Origin of the sequence: Paenibacillus sp. S-38, assembly GCF_049942825.1 — a bacterium.
Lineage (GTDB): Bacteria > Bacillota > Bacilli > Paenibacillales > NBRC-103111 > Paenibacillus_G.
This window is the reverse complement of sequence record NZ_CP187970.1, coordinates 7,132,714-7,150,015: the sequence shown is the minus strand read 5'-3', so window position 1 is coordinate 7,150,015 and position 17,302 is coordinate 7,132,714. Positions and strand designations below refer to the sequence as shown.

Here is a 17,302-nt window from a genome sequence, read left to right as displayed (position 1 = left end):
GTCAGGGAGCCGGGTGGACGACCCGCTGACGAATGGTCACATCGAGCCTGCGCGGGTCGATCGCCGGGTTGCCGGCGTTGATCCGCGGAATGGCCAGGGGATCGCTGTACCGGGTGGCCATCTCACCTACAATGGTGAAGGCGTACCGGAAGCCGGCAGCCGAGATGATCTCCTGCGTCCGCTGCGTATAGATCCCATAGGGATACGCGAAAGTATCGCCGGCTCCGTCGCGTCCATACAGTCCGTCGAGCTTGTGGGCACAGGCTTCGCTGTCCTGCCGCACCCGCTGCTCGGCCTCCTCCGCCGTTTCTGTCCGGCCTCCCTGAAGCGGGAGCCTGCCGGTCAGGCCGGCGTATTTTCCTTCCTTGAAGTGGAGAGCGTTGGTATGGCACTGGGCATCGATGAGACCGGGCATCTCCCGCATCATCGCCTGGATCTCCTCCGGCGATAAGGCCGGAATCGAAGGGGCGAGCGGGGTATCCAGGTCCTTCGTGATGATGAAGTTCACGGCCGGCACCTGCAGCTCCCGGAGGATGGGGTAGGCGAAGTCGTGAAAGCTTTTGTACCCGTCGTCGAAGGTGACGAGCACCGCTTTGTCGGGCACAGGCCCGCCGGCCAGGAACTGCTTGAAGTCCCCGAGCGAGATGAAGTGGTATCCGCGCGAGAGCAGATAGCTGAGCTGCTCACGGAACAGCGCCGTACTGACCGTGCTCGCGCTGTGGTCCGTATCATGCACGTGATGATACATGAGCACGGCTACCTGGTCGCGGTACGTGCCGTCTGCCTTGGGCGCCAGCGTATCGTATCCGGCATAGAGAATGACGGCAAACAGCAGGCAGGTCATCAGAATTCGGGTGGGCATGGAAGAAAGCTCCTATCGTTAGGGCGGCTGCTCCGCCGTTGGTTGATATGCGGTGGTCGGGCTTCATGGGGAGGGTCAAGGAAAACCCTTGGTAAAAAGAGCCTATAGTCAGTTATAGCGATTCCTGCGGCGGAATTCAAGCGCGGCCGCAATTCAGGTTGCTATCCGCAGACCGGGGTGTGAGAATATAGGTGGTCGAATTTGGTAAAGCGGAGGGAGAATGAACGCATGGTGCTCGGAGATAAGATCGGCGAAGGGCGTACGGCCGATGTCTACCGGTGGATGGAAGATCGGGTGATCAAGCTGTACAAGCCTTCCATGGAAGAGTGGGCGGAAAAAGAAGCGGAGACCGCCCGGCTTGTGGCGAGTGCCGGGCTGCCGGTGCCGCAGGTATACGGCTTGCAGGAGACGGCCGGCCGCCTTGGCGTCGTCTATGAGCGGGTGGAGGGCGCACCGCTGACCCGCCGTTTGTTCGAGGGGGCGTCTTCGCCGGAAGCGGCTGGAAGACAGCTGGCCGGACTGCATGCACGCATTCATGCCGGGGAGGGGAGAGGGCTTCGGCCGTTCGATGAGGTGCTCAGGGAGCGGATCGGTCATGCGCCGGCTCTGGCGCCGGAGGCGAAGGAGGAGCTGCTCCGGCGCTTGGACAGGCTGTCTGCAGGTGAAGAGCGGCTGTGTCACGGCGATTTCCATCCGGACAATGTGCTGCTCGCCTCCAACGGGCCGGTCGTCATCGATTGGATGACGGCGGTACGCGGGGCCCCTGAGACGGATGCCGCCCGGACCTGGCTGCTGCTGGAGCACGGCGGGATGCCGCCGGGACTTCCGTCAGCGCTGCAGGAGCAGCTGACGCGGGTCCGCAGCCGGCTGAGCCGGTGCTACCTGGACGAATACTGCTCACTTACGGGGAGGAGTCGTGAGAACATCGAGACGTGGGTGCCTCTCGTAGCGGCGGCCCGGCTGGTCGAGCTGGAAGAAGGCGAAAAGCGTTCCCTGCTCCAGTTGATCGACGAATGGCTGCGGGAAGGATAATGCACGGTGGGAGCCTAGCGGATCTTGCCGAAGCAGCAGTACATAACATGACTAACGCAGATGGAGAGGCTGAGGCCGATGGAAGTAAGCTGGATTCAGGAAGAAGTGCCGGGGCTTGAGCGTGCTTCACGGATGGTGCCGCTGACCAAAGGGTTTTCGTCCGACCGCAAATACATCGTATATGACGCTGCGGACCGGCCGGTGTACGTGGTGAGAACGGCGGAGATCGGGAAGGAGGAGGCCAAGCGCCGAGAATTCGAAGTGGTAGGCAGAGCTGCCGCCGCCGGTGTCCGTACGCCCGCACCTGTAGCTTTCTTTATGCTGGAGGAGCGGCGGATATGCGGTATGGTGCTCGAGTATGCCGAAGGGACCGACGCTTCGGAGGCGCTGCCCCTGCTGAGCGGGGACGAGCAGTACGCAGCGGGCATGGCAGCCGGCCGGGAGCTTCGGCTGCTGCATACGATCGGGGCGCCGGAAGGCATGCGGCCGTGGCATCTGCTCCGCGAGGCCAAGCACCGCCGCCAGTGGCAGGCCTACCGGGAGTGCGGGGTGAAGCTGCCGGCGGAGGAAGCCGTGGAGCGGTATATTGAAGCGCACCTCCCTCTTATGAAAGGGCGGCCGAACGGGTTTCAGCATGACGACTTTCATCCGGCGAACCTGCTGATCGCAAGCGGCTCGTATGCCGCCGTCATTGATTTCAACCGGTTCGACTGGGGAGATCCGTACCATGATTTTCTGAAGATCGCCTACTTCAGCCGGGAAGTCTCCGTTCCCTTCAGCATCGGCCAGATTCACGGGTATTTCGACGGCCGGGTCCCCGAGCCGTTCTGGAAGCTGTACGCGCTGTATACGGCGATGATCCTGGGCGGAACGATTACCTGGACGCTGCAGGTGGTGCCGGAGCAGCTTCCTTCCATGATGGACCGCATCCGTGTTGTGCTGGAGGACCACCGTCATTTCGAGTGCGCGGTTCCGCTGTGGTATGAGGAGTAGGGGGGCGTCCGGGAGGCCGGCTGTTTCGGCCGATTGGGCCCGGTGTTGGTGACAGTGTGGGAGTCGGGTAAGCGATGACCCTACAATCGGAGGATACACAGGAAGGCCGGTTCGGTGTAGAACCGGCCTTGTTTGCCGTACCGCTTATCTGCCGGATGCTCTAAAAGGGGCGGATGCAGAGGAGGTTGGCCTTCTCTGCAAATCGGATTGCTTCTTGGATTAAGCCTGTGCCGTGCGGTCGTCAAGGGCTTCAGCCTTTGGAAGCGCCGTGCACAGCGAGGGCCGCAGGGAGATGGAGCGGCGGGTCAGCTCAAATGTAGTTCAAGCCGTTGGCATGCGGGAGCGGCAGCACTGGCAGGCCCAGAGTGCCGTATGCCTCCGACCCGGCGGCTCCCGGGTCGAACAGCTGCCGGACCAGCTCGTCCGGAGACAACAATACTTCGGCTTCGCCGTCCCGCGTCAGCCGGTATAGTCCGTCATCGGTAAGGCTGAGGGAAGGAAGAGGAGCTTCCCCCCAATACGGGGCCGCCTGCTCCAGCAGGCGACCGGCGTTCACCAGGTAGAGCGTGCCGCCGTTCGTACCGCTCTCGGACGGCAGGCCGGCTTCGTGGAGCAGGCGGAGCAGGGCTTCTTCATGCCAGGCGGCGGTGATGCCGAGCGAAGAGAGCCCGAAGCGCTCCGGGGCTTCCGCGAACAGCAGGGCGGCGGCTTCCGGTTCCCCGCCCCATTCTAGGGCGAACGGCTCCTTACGGGCGGCGGCCGCCGTGCCGGGGACGGCGAAGACTACGTATGCGGCCGGTGAGCCGTCGCTGCTCCAGGCGACCAGCGTGCGGTGCGCCAGCTTGAAGCAGCCGGCATAGGCTTCGGCGGCGAGCAGCCGGGGCAGGTCGGTGATGCTCTGCTCATAGGCGACGCTGCGCGCTTCCGCCAGCCGATGCACGGCTGGCAGGTCGGCAGGCTGGAGCTCGCTGATGTGCAGAGCGCCTGCACCGGAGCGGTGCTTCAGCCGGGGGGCGGCTGAAGCCTCCAGCGTGAAGCGCTCCGTGCGCCCGAATGGGCAGCAGTGGGCCCGGGTGTAGAGAGAGCGGTCGCCGGAGATGAGAATCAGGGCGGCGCCGGCGGCATCCGCGTGCGTTTTGCACAGGTCGAGCAGCCGGCTGCCGATACCCTGACCGCGGGCCTCCGCAAGGGTGCAGACAGCCCCCATCGAGAAGATGCGAAGGCGGGCCGGACCGACCCGCAGGACAGCCGGGGCAAGACCCATGAACGCCACAAGTCTTCCTTCCTCTGTGAAGGCACCGTAGGAATGGCTGATTCCCGGGGAGAAGAGGTCCGGGAAGGCCTCGCCCATCGATGATTGTTCGCCGTCCCGGAAAATGCTGTCGGCCAGTTTGGCGGCCTCCGCCAGCTCGCGGGGCTGCATGAGACGTAGATTCATTGCTTTTCCTCCTCGCTTGTTTGGGATCTTGAGACTAGTCACGAATTTCGGCGATGACTTCAATTTCGACTGGCGTGTGAAAAGGCAGCTCGCTCGTACCGATCGCCGACCGCGCATGCTTGCCTCGCTCGCCGAATACTTCCACGAGCAGATCGGAAGCCCCGTTCATCACGTAAGGCTGCTCCGCGAAGCCGGGTGCCGAATTGACGAATCCGAGCAGCTTTACAATGCGCTCTACCCGGTCGAGATCGCCGAGATAGCCCTTCATCACCGCCAGGCAGTTGATGATCGTCTGGCGTGCGGCTGCCTGCCCTTGTTCGATCGTGACCTCCCGGCCGAGCTTGCCGCTGTATAGGAGCTCGCCGTCGATTCGGCAGTCCTGGCCGGAGAGGTAGATGAGATTTCCCGTGCGGCTGCAGGGAATATAGGTGAAGCGCGGCTCAGGGGACGGGGGTAGGGTAATACCGAGCTCCTGCAGACGCTGTTCGATTTTGGACATGGTAAAGCACCTCCGGGAATGGTTTGGTCGAAAGCTTGGGGCTGCATGCAAGGTAATACTGCGCATAAAAGGTTAAGATGGTAAGCCATCCAGGGGGTAAAAGAACTCGGGCCGCGGAAGCATGTAGTTCAGTAAATGATCAGCTGCCTGAAGGATACGGGAAGTTAAAGGTTCGATGCTTAAATGCTGTAGGAATCCACCACGATTGTTATACCGGAAGGTTCATTCCCGAGCGCTCCACGGTGCTGCCGTCCGGATCGGTAAGTACGCCGACCCGGCTTTGGGCACAGACCTGAGTAGGGGAGGCCGGGTTTTCCTCGCGTGCCCTAATCCATCGGACGATGATAGCAGGACGGGTGGGGGTTTCCGCTTAGTGAGAGCAGCAGGAGACCGCCCGAATCAGGCCGCCGGCCCGGACGCGGGTATGTACTCCGTCTTGAAGGGTGGGGCGTCCGCCGACAAGCACGCGGGAGATTCCTTCAGGGAACCGGCGTGGATCCTGGTAGGTGGCATAGTCTTGGATGCTCTCCGGATCGAATACCGTAATGTCCGCCGCATAACCGGGAACGAGCAGACCGCGTTTGCCGAGCTTGAAGCGCTGAACCGGGAAGGAGGTGACCTTGCGGACCGCCTGCTCCAGGGAAAGCGCCCGCTCCTCCCGCACATACTTGGCGAACAGGCGTGGGAAGGTGCCGTAGAGCCGCGGATGCGGCTTGCCGCTCTCGCAGGTGAGACTGTCCGAGGCGATCAGGGACTTGTCGTACCGCACGACTTCCCGCACGTCATCGTCCGACATATGGAAGTAGACGATGGAGATGCGGCCACCTTCCTCCAGCAGCAGGTCCATCATGGCATCGGCGGGCGGGACGCTTCGTGAGTCCGCAATATCGGCGATGGAGCGCCCTTCCAGAGCGCGTCCTTCCTCCGTATGCATCGCTGAGATTACGACGCTGTCCCAACCGGTGGAGCAGACGAGGTTATCCCAGTCGTCCTGTTCTTCCGCCAGTTCTTTGTGTATGCGCTTTCTCGCAGCTGGGTCGCGGAACACTTCCAGTGCGCCTGCAATGCCCCGCTCCAACACCCACGGCGGCAGCACCGTCGTCAAGGTGGTGGAACCCGCGGCATACGGATACACATCGCAGGTGACATCCAGGCCCCGGGCCCGCGCTTTCTCGATCTCTTCAATCGCCTCAAGCACCTGTCCCCAGCTGCGGCGGCCGGCCGCTTTGAGATGGGAGATGTGCAGCGGTACGCCGGCCCGTTCGGCGATCCAGATCACTTCGCGCACCGAGGGAAGCAGGGAGCTGCCTTCACCACGGATGTGTGTGGAGAACAGGCCGCCGTAACGCGGCAGCACGGAGCAGAGCTCCGCGAGCTCCTCCTTCGACGTGTAGCTGCCGGGAGCATACAGCAGGCCGATCGACAGACCGATGGCCCCGGCCTGCATGGCTTCGGAAAGCAGCTGCTTCATGCGCTCCAGCTCATGCGGTGCGGCCGGGCGGTTATCGAAGCCCATGACGGCGATGCGCAGCGCCCCGTGGGCTGCGTAGGCGGCCACGTGGCTGGACGGTCCGCTTCGGGCCAGGGTATCCATATAGCCGGGGAAGGTCTCCCACGGCCAGGCCCATGCCGTGCGGCCCAGGACCGGCTGCACGTAGGTCCGCAGCAGCTCCGCGCGTTCGGGTACCAGTGGGGCGGGGGCGAGCCCGCAGTTGCCGACGACCTCTGCGGTGACGCCCTGCGAGAGCTTGATCAAGCTGTGCGGGTGGTCCAGCAGCATCAGGTCGGAGTGGCAGTGCCCGTCGATAAAGCCGGGCGCGATCACCTGGCGCTGTACGTCGATCACGCTGCGGGCTTCCTGATCCACCCGGCCGTCCTTGATGCCGACGTCGCCGAGGAACCACGGGTTCCCGCTGCCGTCGACGACGCGTCCGTTGCGAAGAACAAGGTCGAGCATATGCGAAGCCTCCTTGGCTTGAATGATGCGAAGTCAGAGCCGAATTCCCAGGCTGCGGCGGCATGCTATCTGCAGGTGCTCATGTAAGCGCAGCCGCTGAGAACGAGCAAGGTAGCAAGATTTGGGGGAATGGCAGGTAAGTGTCAAGGCATCGGGAACAAGGGATCTTACATACTGGGAAATCTCCTCTTGTGGGGGCTTCACGCTTAAATGCTTTCAGCGCTTATCCCGTCCGTACTTGGCTATCCAGCCGTGCTCCTGACGGAACAACGGGTACACTAGCGGTACGTCCATCCCGGTCCTCTCGTACTAAGGAGAGCTCCTCTCAAAGGACACTTCAGGGCGAAGTGGTACCTAGCGGCAGTGCTGAAGAGTTGATCTGTAAAAGTTCCTGAGCATAGGTGCTAAAATGATAGGCTTAGCGGCTGGCTGCAAGAAAATAGCGGAACTGAAGTTCGCTAATAGCCTTCCCAAGGGGCGATTGAATGAAATAGAGGAACTGAGATTCGCTATGGGACACCAGCAGGGGAGAAAAAGTCGAAATTTGGGTAAATAAGGCATCCTAGTTCCTCTATTACCGTAAATGGGCTGATAATAGGGCGAATAGCGCATTATAGTTCCGTTATCGCTGATTTTCGGCATAATTCGCCCCGGCGCCACAGACCAACTTATCTAAAAAAGCGACGGGGAGCAGGGGAACAGAGGGGAGACGACCAGCCGTATGCAAAAAATTGGTAAGTGTGGTCTTGGGAGTCAATATGGGCGTGAGAGTGGAGTGACCGACCACATTGCCCGCATGGCTGCTGCACCGGCTCGCGTCGTCGCGCATCGGCCACATCAGCCCGCCGCATTGCCTTACAACGCCTGTGCTGTACGCATCAGCTCGCATCGTCGCGCATTAGCCTCGTCAGCCCCCCACACACATCGCCTTACAACGCCTGTGCTGTGCGCATCAGCTCGCATCGTCGCGCATTAGCCTCGTCAGACCCCACATATCGCCTTATAACGCCGCGCCGTTCCACATCAGCACGTGTCGCCGCGCACAGCCGCCTCAGTTCGCTCGCCCGCATGGCCTTACAACGCTGGGGATGTTCCGCATCAGCTCGCGTAGTCACGCATTGGTGTACCGGTCCGCATCAGCTCGCGTAGTCGCGCATTGGCGTACCGGTCCGCATCAGCTCGCGTCGTTGCGCATTGGCCGTACCGGTCCGCCCGCATGGCTTTACAACGCTCGTGCTGTGCTGCACATCAGCTCGCGTCGTCGCGCATCGGTCACATCAGCCCGCCCCGCCGCCTCAGTCCGCCCGCCGCATCGTCTTACAACGCCGTGCTGTACCGCATCGACTCATCACGTCGCCGCGCCCCGCTCCCTCAGCTCGCCCACTCGCATCGTCTTACAACGCCCGCATCGTACCGATCGCTTACACCGTCCGCGGGTATCCCACGCCAACCGCCTACTCCAGCATCCCGCGCGCGAGGACGGGCTGGACGGTGTACCGGCCGTCCTTCCCGCGGAACCAAACCTGGTTGTGCAGATTAACCGTGCTGCAGATGTGGTTCGGCACCAGATGCAGCACATCTCCCACAGCCGGCGCGGAGGCCTGGGCACCAGGACCGAGTCGCAGCATGCCGTGCTCCTCGGTCAGGCGCTCAAGTACCGCGTCCGGCAGCTCGGCGGAATAGCCGAAGCCCTGCAGGAACAGGGGCGCGGTATTCGGCTGCACATCGGTGGCGAAGGTCTTGCTGCCGCCGTCGACGATGGCAAGGTCGGGCGCCGGGCGGCTGACGACGGTGACGCGCACGCGCCCGGCACAGTCGTCCAGCGAGCATACGCCAAGCCGGGCCTGCATCCGGTCCTGGTATACGTAGGTACCGGGCCGGATCTCGGTCACGCCGGGGACAGCGGCCGCGAATGCGGCGGTCGGCGTGGAGCCGACACTGACGTCCGCCACGTGTATGCCCTCGCCGCGCAGCCGCTGTGCCAGGTCGGCCATCAGGCGGCCTTCCTGCTCGCCGGCCGCCGCAAGATCCAGCGTCGGCGCCCCGTCCAGCAGCGCCCCGCGGAAGGTGTAGATGCCGGTGAGGGACAGCCCGGGCATCGCCGTGATCTTCGCGGCAAGCGCCGGCGCTTCGTCGTAGGGTACGCCGGTGCGGCGCAGCCCGGTGTCGATCTCAAGGCGTACCGACAGCGGTGCGCCGCCGTGGTTCACGGCCGCCTCGGACAGCAGGGCGGCACCTTCAAGCGAGTCGACGCCGAGGATCAGCTTCACGGACTCATGCAGCGCAAGCGCGCGGCGGATTTTGCCCGGGGTCACCAGCGGATACGCGATGAAGATATTCCGGATGCCGTGGGCTGCCATGACCTCGGCTTCGGATACCTTGGCCACCGTGATTCCCGCTGCGCCGGCGTCGAGCTGGAGCCGGGCGACGGAAGGAAGCTTGTGCGTCTTCGCATGCGGCCTCAGGTCCACGCCCAGACGCCGTGCCGTTATGGCCATAGCGGCAATATTGCGCTCCATGATCTCCGTATCAATGAGGAGGCAGGGGGTTTCGAGCGCTTCGGCTCCCCTGGCCCGTTCCGCTGAGACGTCTGGATCCGGGCCGGCGGCGCCCAATCCGCTCTGTCCTCCGGCATGCTGCAATCCCCCATCAGCACTCATGGTGATTCCTCCTTTGGTTCCCCGGCAGGCCCGGTTTCCGACTGCTTAGCCTCTTCGAGGTAGTTGTACAGCGTATACTTCGAAATGTTGAGGTATGCGCAGATTTTCTCGCCGCCCTTCTTGATCAGGAAGGCACCTTTGCGGTCGAGCAGAGCGATCATCCGCATCTTGTCCTCCTTGGTCATGAGGGCGACGGGACGGCCGACATCCTCCTGCGCCTCCTGGATGAGCGCATCGAGCAGATCGCTCACGTTGCTGACGAAGGATTCCCTCACCTCGGGCTGCAGATTCGCCGCGGTCAGCGAGTGGAGGGTACGCTCGGCCACCATAAGATCCGTAATGTCAAAATTAATGCAAAGGGCCCCGACGGTCCGCCCCTCGGCGCTCTTCATGTACATCGAGGTGGAGCGGAGCATCCGTCCGTCCTTGGTCTGGGTCACGTAGTTGAACCGGTTGCCGTCGACCTGGCTGCCGCGCAGCAGCTCGAGACCCAGATTCGTTCCAGGATCGCCGACCTTCCGGCCGGTGATATGGCCGTTCTCAATGGCGACGATCGTGCTGTCGTAAGAGCCCGTCAGGTCGTGCAGCACCACCTCGCAGTTCTCCCCGAATTGGGCGGCAATGCCCTTCACCAGCACGGTCAAAAAATCAAATTCATCCCGTATGGACTCCATTCGTCCGCAAAACTCCTTTTTGGCTGTACCCTTAATCTTGGCTGTGTTATGAGTCTGATGGTAGCATATTCCATTACCGATTCAAACAAAAAGTTTGTTGAGCTAAAAAAAGTCTGTCTAGCGTACGGGGCGTTGTGTGAGGATAAAACCATTCCGGAGGGAGCCCCAAGGGAAGTGGGCTGCTCGCCCGGTAAAGCGGTACGTGCTGGATTCAGAACGCCGTGAGACCGTTCGGGCATGATCTGCCGAATCGGCGCCCCTGCCCTAAGCTGTCCGATAGAGGATAAGCCAGCTACCCATGAGGGTGCTTTCAAAGTCTGTCCCGCCAACGATTTGCGCCTTCATTCTCTTCTTGTAGCGGATCGTGAATGGGATGAAGGGGGGGAGCTGTCAAGGGATAAATTCGGACACGGGACAGGGCACTTTTTTGCAATTAACAGGGCTGGCGGATTGTGGTAGTCTACAGGGGAAAGGGGAGAGGGCTGTGGGCAAAGTACGGATCGGGGTTATCGGAGCGGGTTCCATCTCGGAGGCGCATCTCAGCGCTTATGTGCAGAATCCGCATGTCGAGCTGGTGGCCGTCTGTGATCAAAAGGAGGACCGGGCGACTGCGGCAGCGGCCCGCTTCAAGGCACACCGGGTATACACGGATTACCGCGAGCTGCTGGCTGACCGGGAGATTGACGCGGTCAGTATCTGTACCTGGAACGACACGCACGGGGAGATCTCCATCGCGGCACTCGAAGCGGGCAAACATGTACTCTGTGAGAAGCCGCTGTGCACCACCGTGGAGAAGGCGCTGGAGGTCGAGGCTGCCGTCCGCCGTACCGGCAGGCTGCTGCAGGTCGGTTTCGTCCGCCGGTACGGGACGAACACAAAGGTGCTCCGGCGTTTCATCGACGCGGGGGATCTGGGCGAGATCTACTATGCCAAGGCGTCGTATCTGCGCAGGCTCGGCAATCCCGGCGGCTGGTTCGCGGACCGCGAACGCTCGGGCGGCGGACCGCTGCTCGATATTGGAGTGCACGTGATCGATCTGTGCTGGTTCCTCATGGGCCGGCCGAAGGTAAAGTCGGTGACGGGGAACGTGTATACGAAGCTCGGCAACCGTTCGAATGTCGAGAACCTGAGCTTCTACCAAGCGGCCGACTATGATGCCGCGCTGAACACGGTCGAGGATATGGCCAATGCCCTGATCCGCTTCGAGAACGGAGCGTCGCTGATGGTCGACGTGTCGTTCACCCTGCACGCGAAGCAGGACGAAGTGACGGTGAAGCTGTACGGCGACCGGGGCGGAGCGGAGGTGGAGCCGGAGCTGTGCATCGTGACCGAGAGGCATGACACGATCCTGAACGCCGCGCCGCAGATCGACGAACGTACCTTCGACTTCATGGGCGGCTTCCGCAGCGAGATCGACTACTTTGTGGAATGCTGTCTCGGCCGGGCGGAGCTCATCGCGCCGGTAGAGGACGGCGTAGAGCTCACGAAGATCGTCAGCGCGATCTACGAGTCGGCGGCGAAGGGCAGTGAAGTGGTCTTTTAGTTGGAACCGCTCCCATAGAGGGAGGGGGCGAACCAAGCGGGCCTTTGACGGCAGTAACCTATGAGCGGGTGTCTTGTTCCTTATTCTGAAAGGCAGTCCATCCCGCAGGAATGAAGTACAATCTACCCCGGGCAGGGGTGAGGGAGGCAGCTTCCATGGCAGGCAGGCTTACGAATAAAATCGGCGTGATTGTCGACAGCTTCGGTGTCGGTGTAAGGGAAGGCTTGAGAAAAGCCCGCGAGGTCGGAGCGGAAGGTGTGCAGATCTACGCGGTCTCCGGGGAGATGGACCCGGCGAATCTTTCGGCGCAGGACCGCCGGGAGCTGCGGAGCTATATCGCATCGCTGGGCCTCGAGATCTCCGCGCTGTGCGGCGATCTGGCGGGACACGGCTTCCAGGACGGGGCGGCGAATCCGGCCAAGGTCGAGAAGTCGAAGCGCATCCTGGACCTGGCGCTCGAGCTCGGTACGAATGTGGTGACGACACACATCGGCATTGTACCCCATGACGAGCCGGATGGAGCGGTCTACGACAGCCTGCGGACGGCGTGCGAGGAGCTCGGACAGTATGCGACGAAGTGCGGTGCGTATTTTGCCATCGAGACGGGACCGGAGCCGGCGGCACACCTGAAGGCGTTCCTGGACACGCTGAGCACCAAGGGGGTGTCGGTCAATTTTGACCCGGCGAACATGGTGATGGTGACTGGAGACGATCCCGTACAGGGCGTCTACCTGCTCAAGGATTACATTGTACATACCCATGTGAAAGACGGGATCCGGTACCGGGAGGTCGACCCGCGTCAGGTGTACGGCGCTCTCGGCTATGAAGGCATGGAACATGAGAAGATTGCGGAGATGCTTGCCTCCGGCGAGTTCTTCCGGGAGGTGCCGCTCGGGGAGGGGCGCGTACCGTTCGATGCTTATTTTGCTGCCCTGCAGGACATCGGGTACGAAGGGTACCTGACGATCGAGCGGGAAGTGGGCGACAGTCCGGAAGCCGACATCCGGCGGGCGGTCGAATTCATCCGGGGATACCGGTAAGAGGAGGGGAGCGGCGAGTATGAAAATGGCACTGAGCATCTGGAGCTGTCACACCTACCTTCAAAAGGGGGAGTGGACCAACGCGGATTTTATCCGGTTCGCAGCGCAGGAGACGAAGGCTGCGGGCGTGGAGCTGCTTACGCACTTTTGGAAGGGGGAGGAGCTGGATGAAGTCCGGGCGGCCTTGGCGGAGCACCGGATCCAGGTAGCGGCTGTAGGCGCTTCCAACAACTTCTCGCACCCGGACCCGCAGCGGCGCCGGGCGGAGGTGGACGAGATTCTCTCCGCGGTGAATCTCGCCGAGACGTTCGGCGCACAGGTCGTGCGGGTGTTCGCCGGCGACCGGCCGCCGGACGGATACGCCTTCAACGAAGTGAAGGCATGGATCGTCGAAGGCCTGCGCGAAGCGGCGGCCGCAGCCGCGCAGAAGGACATCGTCCTCTGCCTTGAGAATCACGGCGTCTTCGCAGGCAAAGCGGAGCAGGTCCAGGCGATCCTGGGCGAGGTGGGCTCCCCTTACCTGCGCAGCACCTTCGACACGGGGAACTTCCTGCTCGTCGGCGAAGATCCCTCTGCGGCTTTGGAGGCCCTCAGCCCGCAGGTAGCCCACGTTCACTTCAAGGACTTCGTACCCGTGGATGAAGGCTTCGAAGGCCGGGCTTACACCGGCCTGACGGGCGAACGGTTCGCCGGAAGGATCGCCGGCGAAGGTACGATCGACCTGCCGGGGCTGCTCGGCCGCCTGCATCAGGCCGGCTACCGCGGCTGGCTTACGGTCGAGTATGAAGGCGACGACGAGCAGAAGCTTGGCTCAGCCGGTTCTCTCGCCAACCTGGCCCGCATCCTCGAAAGGCTGCCGGCATAACGCAACCACCCTCCGAATCCGATGCAAAAGCGGAAACGGAGGGTGATTTTGGTTTGCCGTTATTCTAGTTCCACCGTGAGTATAACCTCTTAGTTGCTCACAACCGTACGCTGATTCAACGGCTGGACAGGGCGGTGGTTATCCGGGAAGATCGCGGCGAACGCTTCGATCTGTTCCTTCGATACTTCGATCGGGTCGGCCAGCACGATCCACTTCACATGCTCGGAGCACGGAGGCGTCGTCAAGGAGCCTTCATACCGGAACGCGTGAGCCGTGGAGGGGAGCAGGCCGGGCAGGTCCACAGGCTGCTCGAGCTTCACGTCTTCCTTCGTCTCCTGTTTCGGCAGCTTCGACCACATCTCGGCGAGGGACTTGTTTTCTTTGCCGGCGGTCAGCAGAAAGCCGACCACAGCAAGACCGCCGTCTTTGCTTTTATGAACGAGATGGCCTTCCATCTCGAAGTTTTTCCCGTTGATCTGATTCTCACTCGGGTGGTGGAAGTGCATCTGGGCCAGTGTGTACTCGGTTCCGTCCACCGTAATCGTATTGCTGCTGCCGGCTGCCGCATTCGCCTGAATCGTATGTCCGTTATTCATCAGGGTGAAGGCGGAAGGCTGATAGTGCAACTCTACCTGAACCGCCTTCTTGTCGACCTTCGTCTGAGTCAGCTCGATATCGACGGGCGACTGCTCGGTTCCGTTCGCACAGGCTGCGAAGCTTTGGTCCAGCTTTGCCCAGCTGGCGGGGCCTGTATCGCCTTCATAAGACCAATGAGCGGCAGGAGTGGTTTCTGTCTTTTTAGGTGTTTCCGCCTTAGATGTCTCCGCTTTGGGAGCTGCGGCCGGAGCGGCGGAGTTGGCGCCGCAGGCGCTGAGGGTCAGAGCCAGCGAAGCGGACAGCACAACGGGAAGCCATTTGCGTTGAAGCACAGGAATCTCTCCTTTACGACTCAATAATTGAATGGTAAATATTTCATATCCAACACATTATCATACCGAAAACGCTTAAGAGTGTGTATATTTCGTTACAGAAATTAGGAGAAGTTTGGGGGCAGCTCTCTTCGCGGCAAGCCCGGGGGATGAACGTTCCGCTCTCCCTATGCGCAGCGCAAAGAACCGCTCTTCCGGTCACGTGCTTCCGGAAGAGCGGTTCTTGTTCCAGGGGCTGGGGCATTGAATGGTCATCGAGAAGGGGACTTCAGGCTATTCGGCGAAACGGTCGGCCACGCTGCTTGCGCCGAATGACATCGGCTTGATGCGTGCCTCGTAGCCGACCGAGGTGACCCAGCCGCAGATCTCCTGGATGAGCACCTTCGTATCGCCCTGCTGGCCGATATCGATATGAATCTCCAGGGGCCAGTCCGCAAGCAGGCTGCTCATGCCTGCACGGTTGAGAATATCCACGAGCTCGAGGCTCAGCTCGGTTTCCTTATAAATCCGCGTCCGCAGATCGTGCAGAGGGCGCGAGCTCTTTTTACGGTAGAAGAAACGGGCTCCCTTGCCGAGACGGTGGATAATCACCGCTGTAACGAGTGTCGTCACCCGCCTCGTCGTATGGGAGTCCGTGCCGATGATGACCTTGTACTTCGCTTCCGTATCTTCCTTGACATACTCCTGCAGCTGACCGATCATTTCTTCCATGGTGACGGAACCTTTCGTAGGGCTGAGAAACATCATCGTAACCAAGCTCCCTTCCGGTTGAATGTACCGCTGATCCAAGGTATGATCCTGCACCGGCTCCTGGACGGAGGCCGAAGGAGGAATAGCGGCTTTCTGAAGCGTTCACCGCCGTTATATTCTAGTTTACGCCATTTCACGTTAAAATAGTTTAAATTTCCGAAAATGTGAATTTCGTCACGTTTACAAGGAATTCACAAGCGATTTTGTGCGATGCTTACAAAAATTTAAAAATTCAGAAAAATCAGTGGATAAATAGAGCGCTTTCATCATATAATGGGGATAGGCTAATCAGCGGTCGCCCGCTGAAGAAGGAGGCATCGCCATGGAGGGAAGATTGTCTGTTGGATTGGTTGTAGGTGTGATGCTGAGTATACCTCTGTGGATGTCCATGTGGGGATGGATGCAGTTATTTGGGTCCGCTTTCAACATGCTATCGAGGCTTCATATATTACCATAACCGGCATCCCGTGAGGTGTCTGAACTTATAAGGCCGCTTTCCCCCTGTAAGGGGTGAGGCGGTCTTTTCTTAAGATATAAGAATGTTCAGCCGGCCGAGCGCATGCCGTCCTTATCGGTCGGCGAAGGCATTCTTCCTTACGGAAAAGCGGTGAATGCCCGCTGCATCCGCCCGGGAGCAGGGTTGCCCTTCCTGTTCCTTTTTGTCGAGAAAGCGGGTAATATAGAAGTATATCAAACCCGTATTGCTAGAATGACAGACGGGCCAAGGGGAGATGGGAATGGCGTCAGAACAAATCCGGGTTGGACGATTCCGTAATACGCGGGGAACCGGCTTCATGCGCAGGGTCGGGCTGGCCGCCGTGTTGCTCTCCGTACTCATGCCCTGGCCCTCTGCGCAGGCGGGATTCGTGGATCGGGTCAAAGACATCTACGGCATGCCGGAGAAAGTGGAGGAGCTGCAGCAGCAGTACGACGCCGCCCAGGAAGAGCTGGACGCGTCGGTGAAGCGCTCGGAGGAGACGATCCGGCAGTTCCGGCAGACACAGGAGCAGCTCCTTCAGGAGAATCAGGAGCTGCGCAGCCGCAACGCCCGATTGGAGGAAGCGATCGGGCAGATGGAGGCCGCCGAACGTGCGGGAGCCGAGCGCAGCCGCAGGATTACGCGTACGGCGCTGGCCGCGGGAGGCCTCGTCGTGCTGTATTTCGTTCTAATGCGTGTTGTCCGGCTGGCCGTATGGCGGCGCACCAGATAGAACGGCATCCGCAGGAGGAAGAGGAGGGAAGCGGTTTTGCATATCGAGACTGACGGCGCGGGAAGTGAGGGGCAGACCGCCTCCGTCCGGCTGGACGCCGGAGAAGCCTGCCTCGTGCTGAGGCCGGAGCAGATTATCGCCTATCAAGGTGTACCGCAGGGAAGGGAAGACCGGTTCCTGAATCCGGCAGGCGTGTACCGCAAGAAGCTCTGGGTCGAGTCCCGCTTGTCGGGCCCGGCCCGTTTTGTGCTGGGCGTGCCGCCCGGGTATGTTCTGAAGACCGTGGCCCTTGAAGAGAACAGCTCCCTTCTGTTCGATATGGAGCATGTCCTTTTCTACAGTGAAGGGCTGCGGCTTCAGAGCCGGCTTCTGCACACCAAGGAGGCGCTCGTCTCCAGGGACTGGATGCGGATGAAATTCTCGGGCGGCGGCACGCTGGGCCTCGTCTCGAGCGGGCCGCTCTGCGAGCTGACCCTGCATCCGGAGCATCCCTTGTATGTGGATACCGGCTGTCTCGTCGCTTACCCGGAGGAGGCGAAGCTGCGGCTGTGCGTCTACGGCAATACGCTCGCATCCCAGCGGATGAATTACCAGTGGGAGATGACCGGCATCGGAAGCATCCTGGTGCAGCCGGCCGGCGAGAGAGGGGGGCGGGGCGGTCCCCTGAAGCGGGATTCCCTGCTGCGGCGCGTGCTCCGCGAGGTGCTGCCCTTCGGCAGCGTCTGGATCAAATGAGGGTTCCAGCATCAGGGAATGAAGGCGATATTTAAGAAAACTGTCACAAAAAGCAGGAATCCGGCTGCTTCGGTCGAATGCTAAAGGGTAAGGAATCGGGTCCAAAGAACCCGA

General features: G+C 61.2%; 15 protein-coding genes and 1 other annotated feature. Of the genes, 7 read left to right on the top strand and 8 right to left on the bottom strand.

Annotated elements, in window-relative coordinates; genetic code table 11:
• Window position 1 precedes the first annotated feature (1 nt).
• Window positions 2–862 carry a polysaccharide deacetylase family protein gene (locus ACP26L_RS31230; protein ID WP_426449423.1) on the bottom strand — a complete coding sequence of 287 codons (861 nt, stop codon included), beginning with the start codon at window positions 860–862 and terminating at the stop codon, window positions 2–4.
• Window positions 863–1,090: 228 nt separating this feature from the next.
• Here ACP26L_RS31230 and ACP26L_RS31225 point away from each other — a divergent pair, with 228 nt between their 5' ends.
• Window positions 1,091–1,894 (top strand): phosphotransferase family protein, encoded by an 804-nt coding sequence (locus ACP26L_RS31225; RefSeq protein WP_426449421.1) that lies wholly within the window; start codon window positions 1,091–1,093, stop codon window positions 1,892–1,894.
• A gap of 60 nt (window positions 1,895–1,954) precedes the next feature.
• Window positions 1,955–2,887 carry a phosphotransferase family protein gene (locus tag ACP26L_RS31220; RefSeq protein ID WP_426449419.1) on the top strand — a complete coding sequence of 311 codons (933 nt, stop codon included), beginning with the start codon at window positions 1,955–1,957 and terminating at the stop codon, window positions 2,885–2,887.
• A gap of 310 nt (window positions 2,888–3,197) precedes the next feature.
• Here ACP26L_RS31220 and ACP26L_RS31215 read toward each other — a convergent pair whose 3' ends face one another.
• From ACP26L_RS31215 to ACP26L_RS31195, 5 genes are all read right to left on the bottom strand, one after another.
• Window positions 3,198–4,325, bottom strand: a complete 1,128-nt coding sequence (locus tag ACP26L_RS31215; protein ID WP_426449417.1) for a GNAT family N-acetyltransferase — start codon at window positions 4,323–4,325, stop codon at window positions 3,198–3,200.
• A 34-nt stretch (window positions 4,326–4,359) separates the two neighbouring features.
• Complete coding sequence (locus tag ACP26L_RS31210) at window positions 4,360–4,824, bottom strand: RidA family protein (RefSeq protein ID WP_426449416.1); 465 nt, start codon at window positions 4,822–4,824, stop codon at window positions 4,360–4,362.
• 370 nt (window positions 4,825–5,194) lie between these two features.
• Window positions 5,195–6,781 (bottom strand): N-acyl-D-amino-acid deacylase family protein, encoded by a 1,587-nt coding sequence (locus ACP26L_RS31205; RefSeq protein WP_426449414.1) that lies wholly within the window; start codon window positions 6,779–6,781, stop codon window positions 5,195–5,197.
• A gap of 182 nt (window positions 6,782–6,963) precedes the next feature.
• Window positions 6,964–7,111 (bottom strand) — a sequence feature (23S ribosomal RNA rRNA prediction is too short).
• Window positions 7,112–8,235: 1,124 nt separating this feature from the next.
• Window positions 8,236–9,441 (bottom strand): alanine racemase, encoded by a 1,206-nt coding sequence (locus ACP26L_RS31200; protein ID WP_426449413.1) that lies wholly within the window; start codon window positions 9,439–9,441, stop codon window positions 8,236–8,238.
• Complete coding sequence (locus ACP26L_RS31195) at window positions 9,438–10,115, bottom strand: helix-turn-helix transcriptional regulator (protein WP_426449411.1); 678 nt, start codon at window positions 10,113–10,115, stop codon at window positions 9,438–9,440. Before ACP26L_RS31195 ends, ACP26L_RS31200 begins: the two co-directional genes overlap by 4 nt.
• Window positions 10,116–10,599: 484 nt before the next feature.
• On the opposite strand from ACP26L_RS31195, the gene ACP26L_RS31190 reads away from it, so the two are divergent.
• The 3 genes from ACP26L_RS31190 (at window position 10,600) to ACP26L_RS31180 (ending at window position 13,563) form a co-directional block, all read left to right on the top strand.
• Complete coding sequence (locus ACP26L_RS31190; protein ID WP_426449409.1) at window positions 10,600–11,658, top strand: Gfo/Idh/MocA family protein; 1,059 nt, start codon at window positions 10,600–10,602, stop codon at window positions 11,656–11,658.
• Between the two features lie 155 nt (window positions 11,659–11,813).
• The gene (locus tag ACP26L_RS31185) at window positions 11,814–12,698 is read left to right on the top strand and encodes a sugar phosphate isomerase/epimerase family protein (RefSeq protein WP_426449407.1); all 885 of its coding nucleotides are present in this window, start codon (window positions 11,814–11,816) and stop codon (window positions 12,696–12,698) included.
• A 19-nt stretch (window positions 12,699–12,717) separates the two neighbouring features.
• A complete protein-coding gene (locus ACP26L_RS31180) occupies window positions 12,718–13,563 on the top strand; it encodes a sugar phosphate isomerase/epimerase family protein (RefSeq protein ID WP_426449406.1) in 846 nt (281 codons plus the stop codon).
• A gap of 89 nt (window positions 13,564–13,652) precedes the next feature.
• Here the strand turns inward: ACP26L_RS31180 and ACP26L_RS31175 are convergent, their stop codons facing one another.
• Together ACP26L_RS31175 and ACP26L_RS31170 are read right to left on the bottom strand one after the other, a co-directional pair.
• Window positions 13,653–14,492 carry a carbonic anhydrase gene (locus ACP26L_RS31175; protein WP_426449404.1) on the bottom strand — a complete coding sequence of 280 codons (840 nt, stop codon included), beginning with the start codon at window positions 14,490–14,492 and terminating at the stop codon, window positions 13,653–13,655.
• 273 nt (window positions 14,493–14,765) lie between these two features.
• The gene (locus ACP26L_RS31170) at window positions 14,766–15,239 is read right to left on the bottom strand and encodes a ribonuclease H-like YkuK family protein (protein ID WP_426449402.1); all 474 of its coding nucleotides are present in this window, start codon (window positions 15,237–15,239) and stop codon (window positions 14,766–14,768) included.
• A 740-nt stretch (window positions 15,240–15,979) separates the two neighbouring features.
• Here ACP26L_RS31170 and ACP26L_RS31165 point away from each other — a divergent pair.
• On the top strand, window positions 15,980–16,453 hold the full coding sequence (locus ACP26L_RS31165; RefSeq protein WP_426449400.1) for a hypothetical protein: 474 nt from the start codon (window positions 15,980–15,982) through the stop codon (window positions 16,451–16,453).
• 36 nt (window positions 16,454–16,489) lie between these two features.
• Entirely contained in the window at window positions 16,490–17,188 is a 699-nt protein-coding gene (locus ACP26L_RS31160) for an AIM24 family protein (protein ID WP_426449398.1), read from the top strand.
• Window positions 17,189–17,302: the final 114 nt, after the last annotated feature.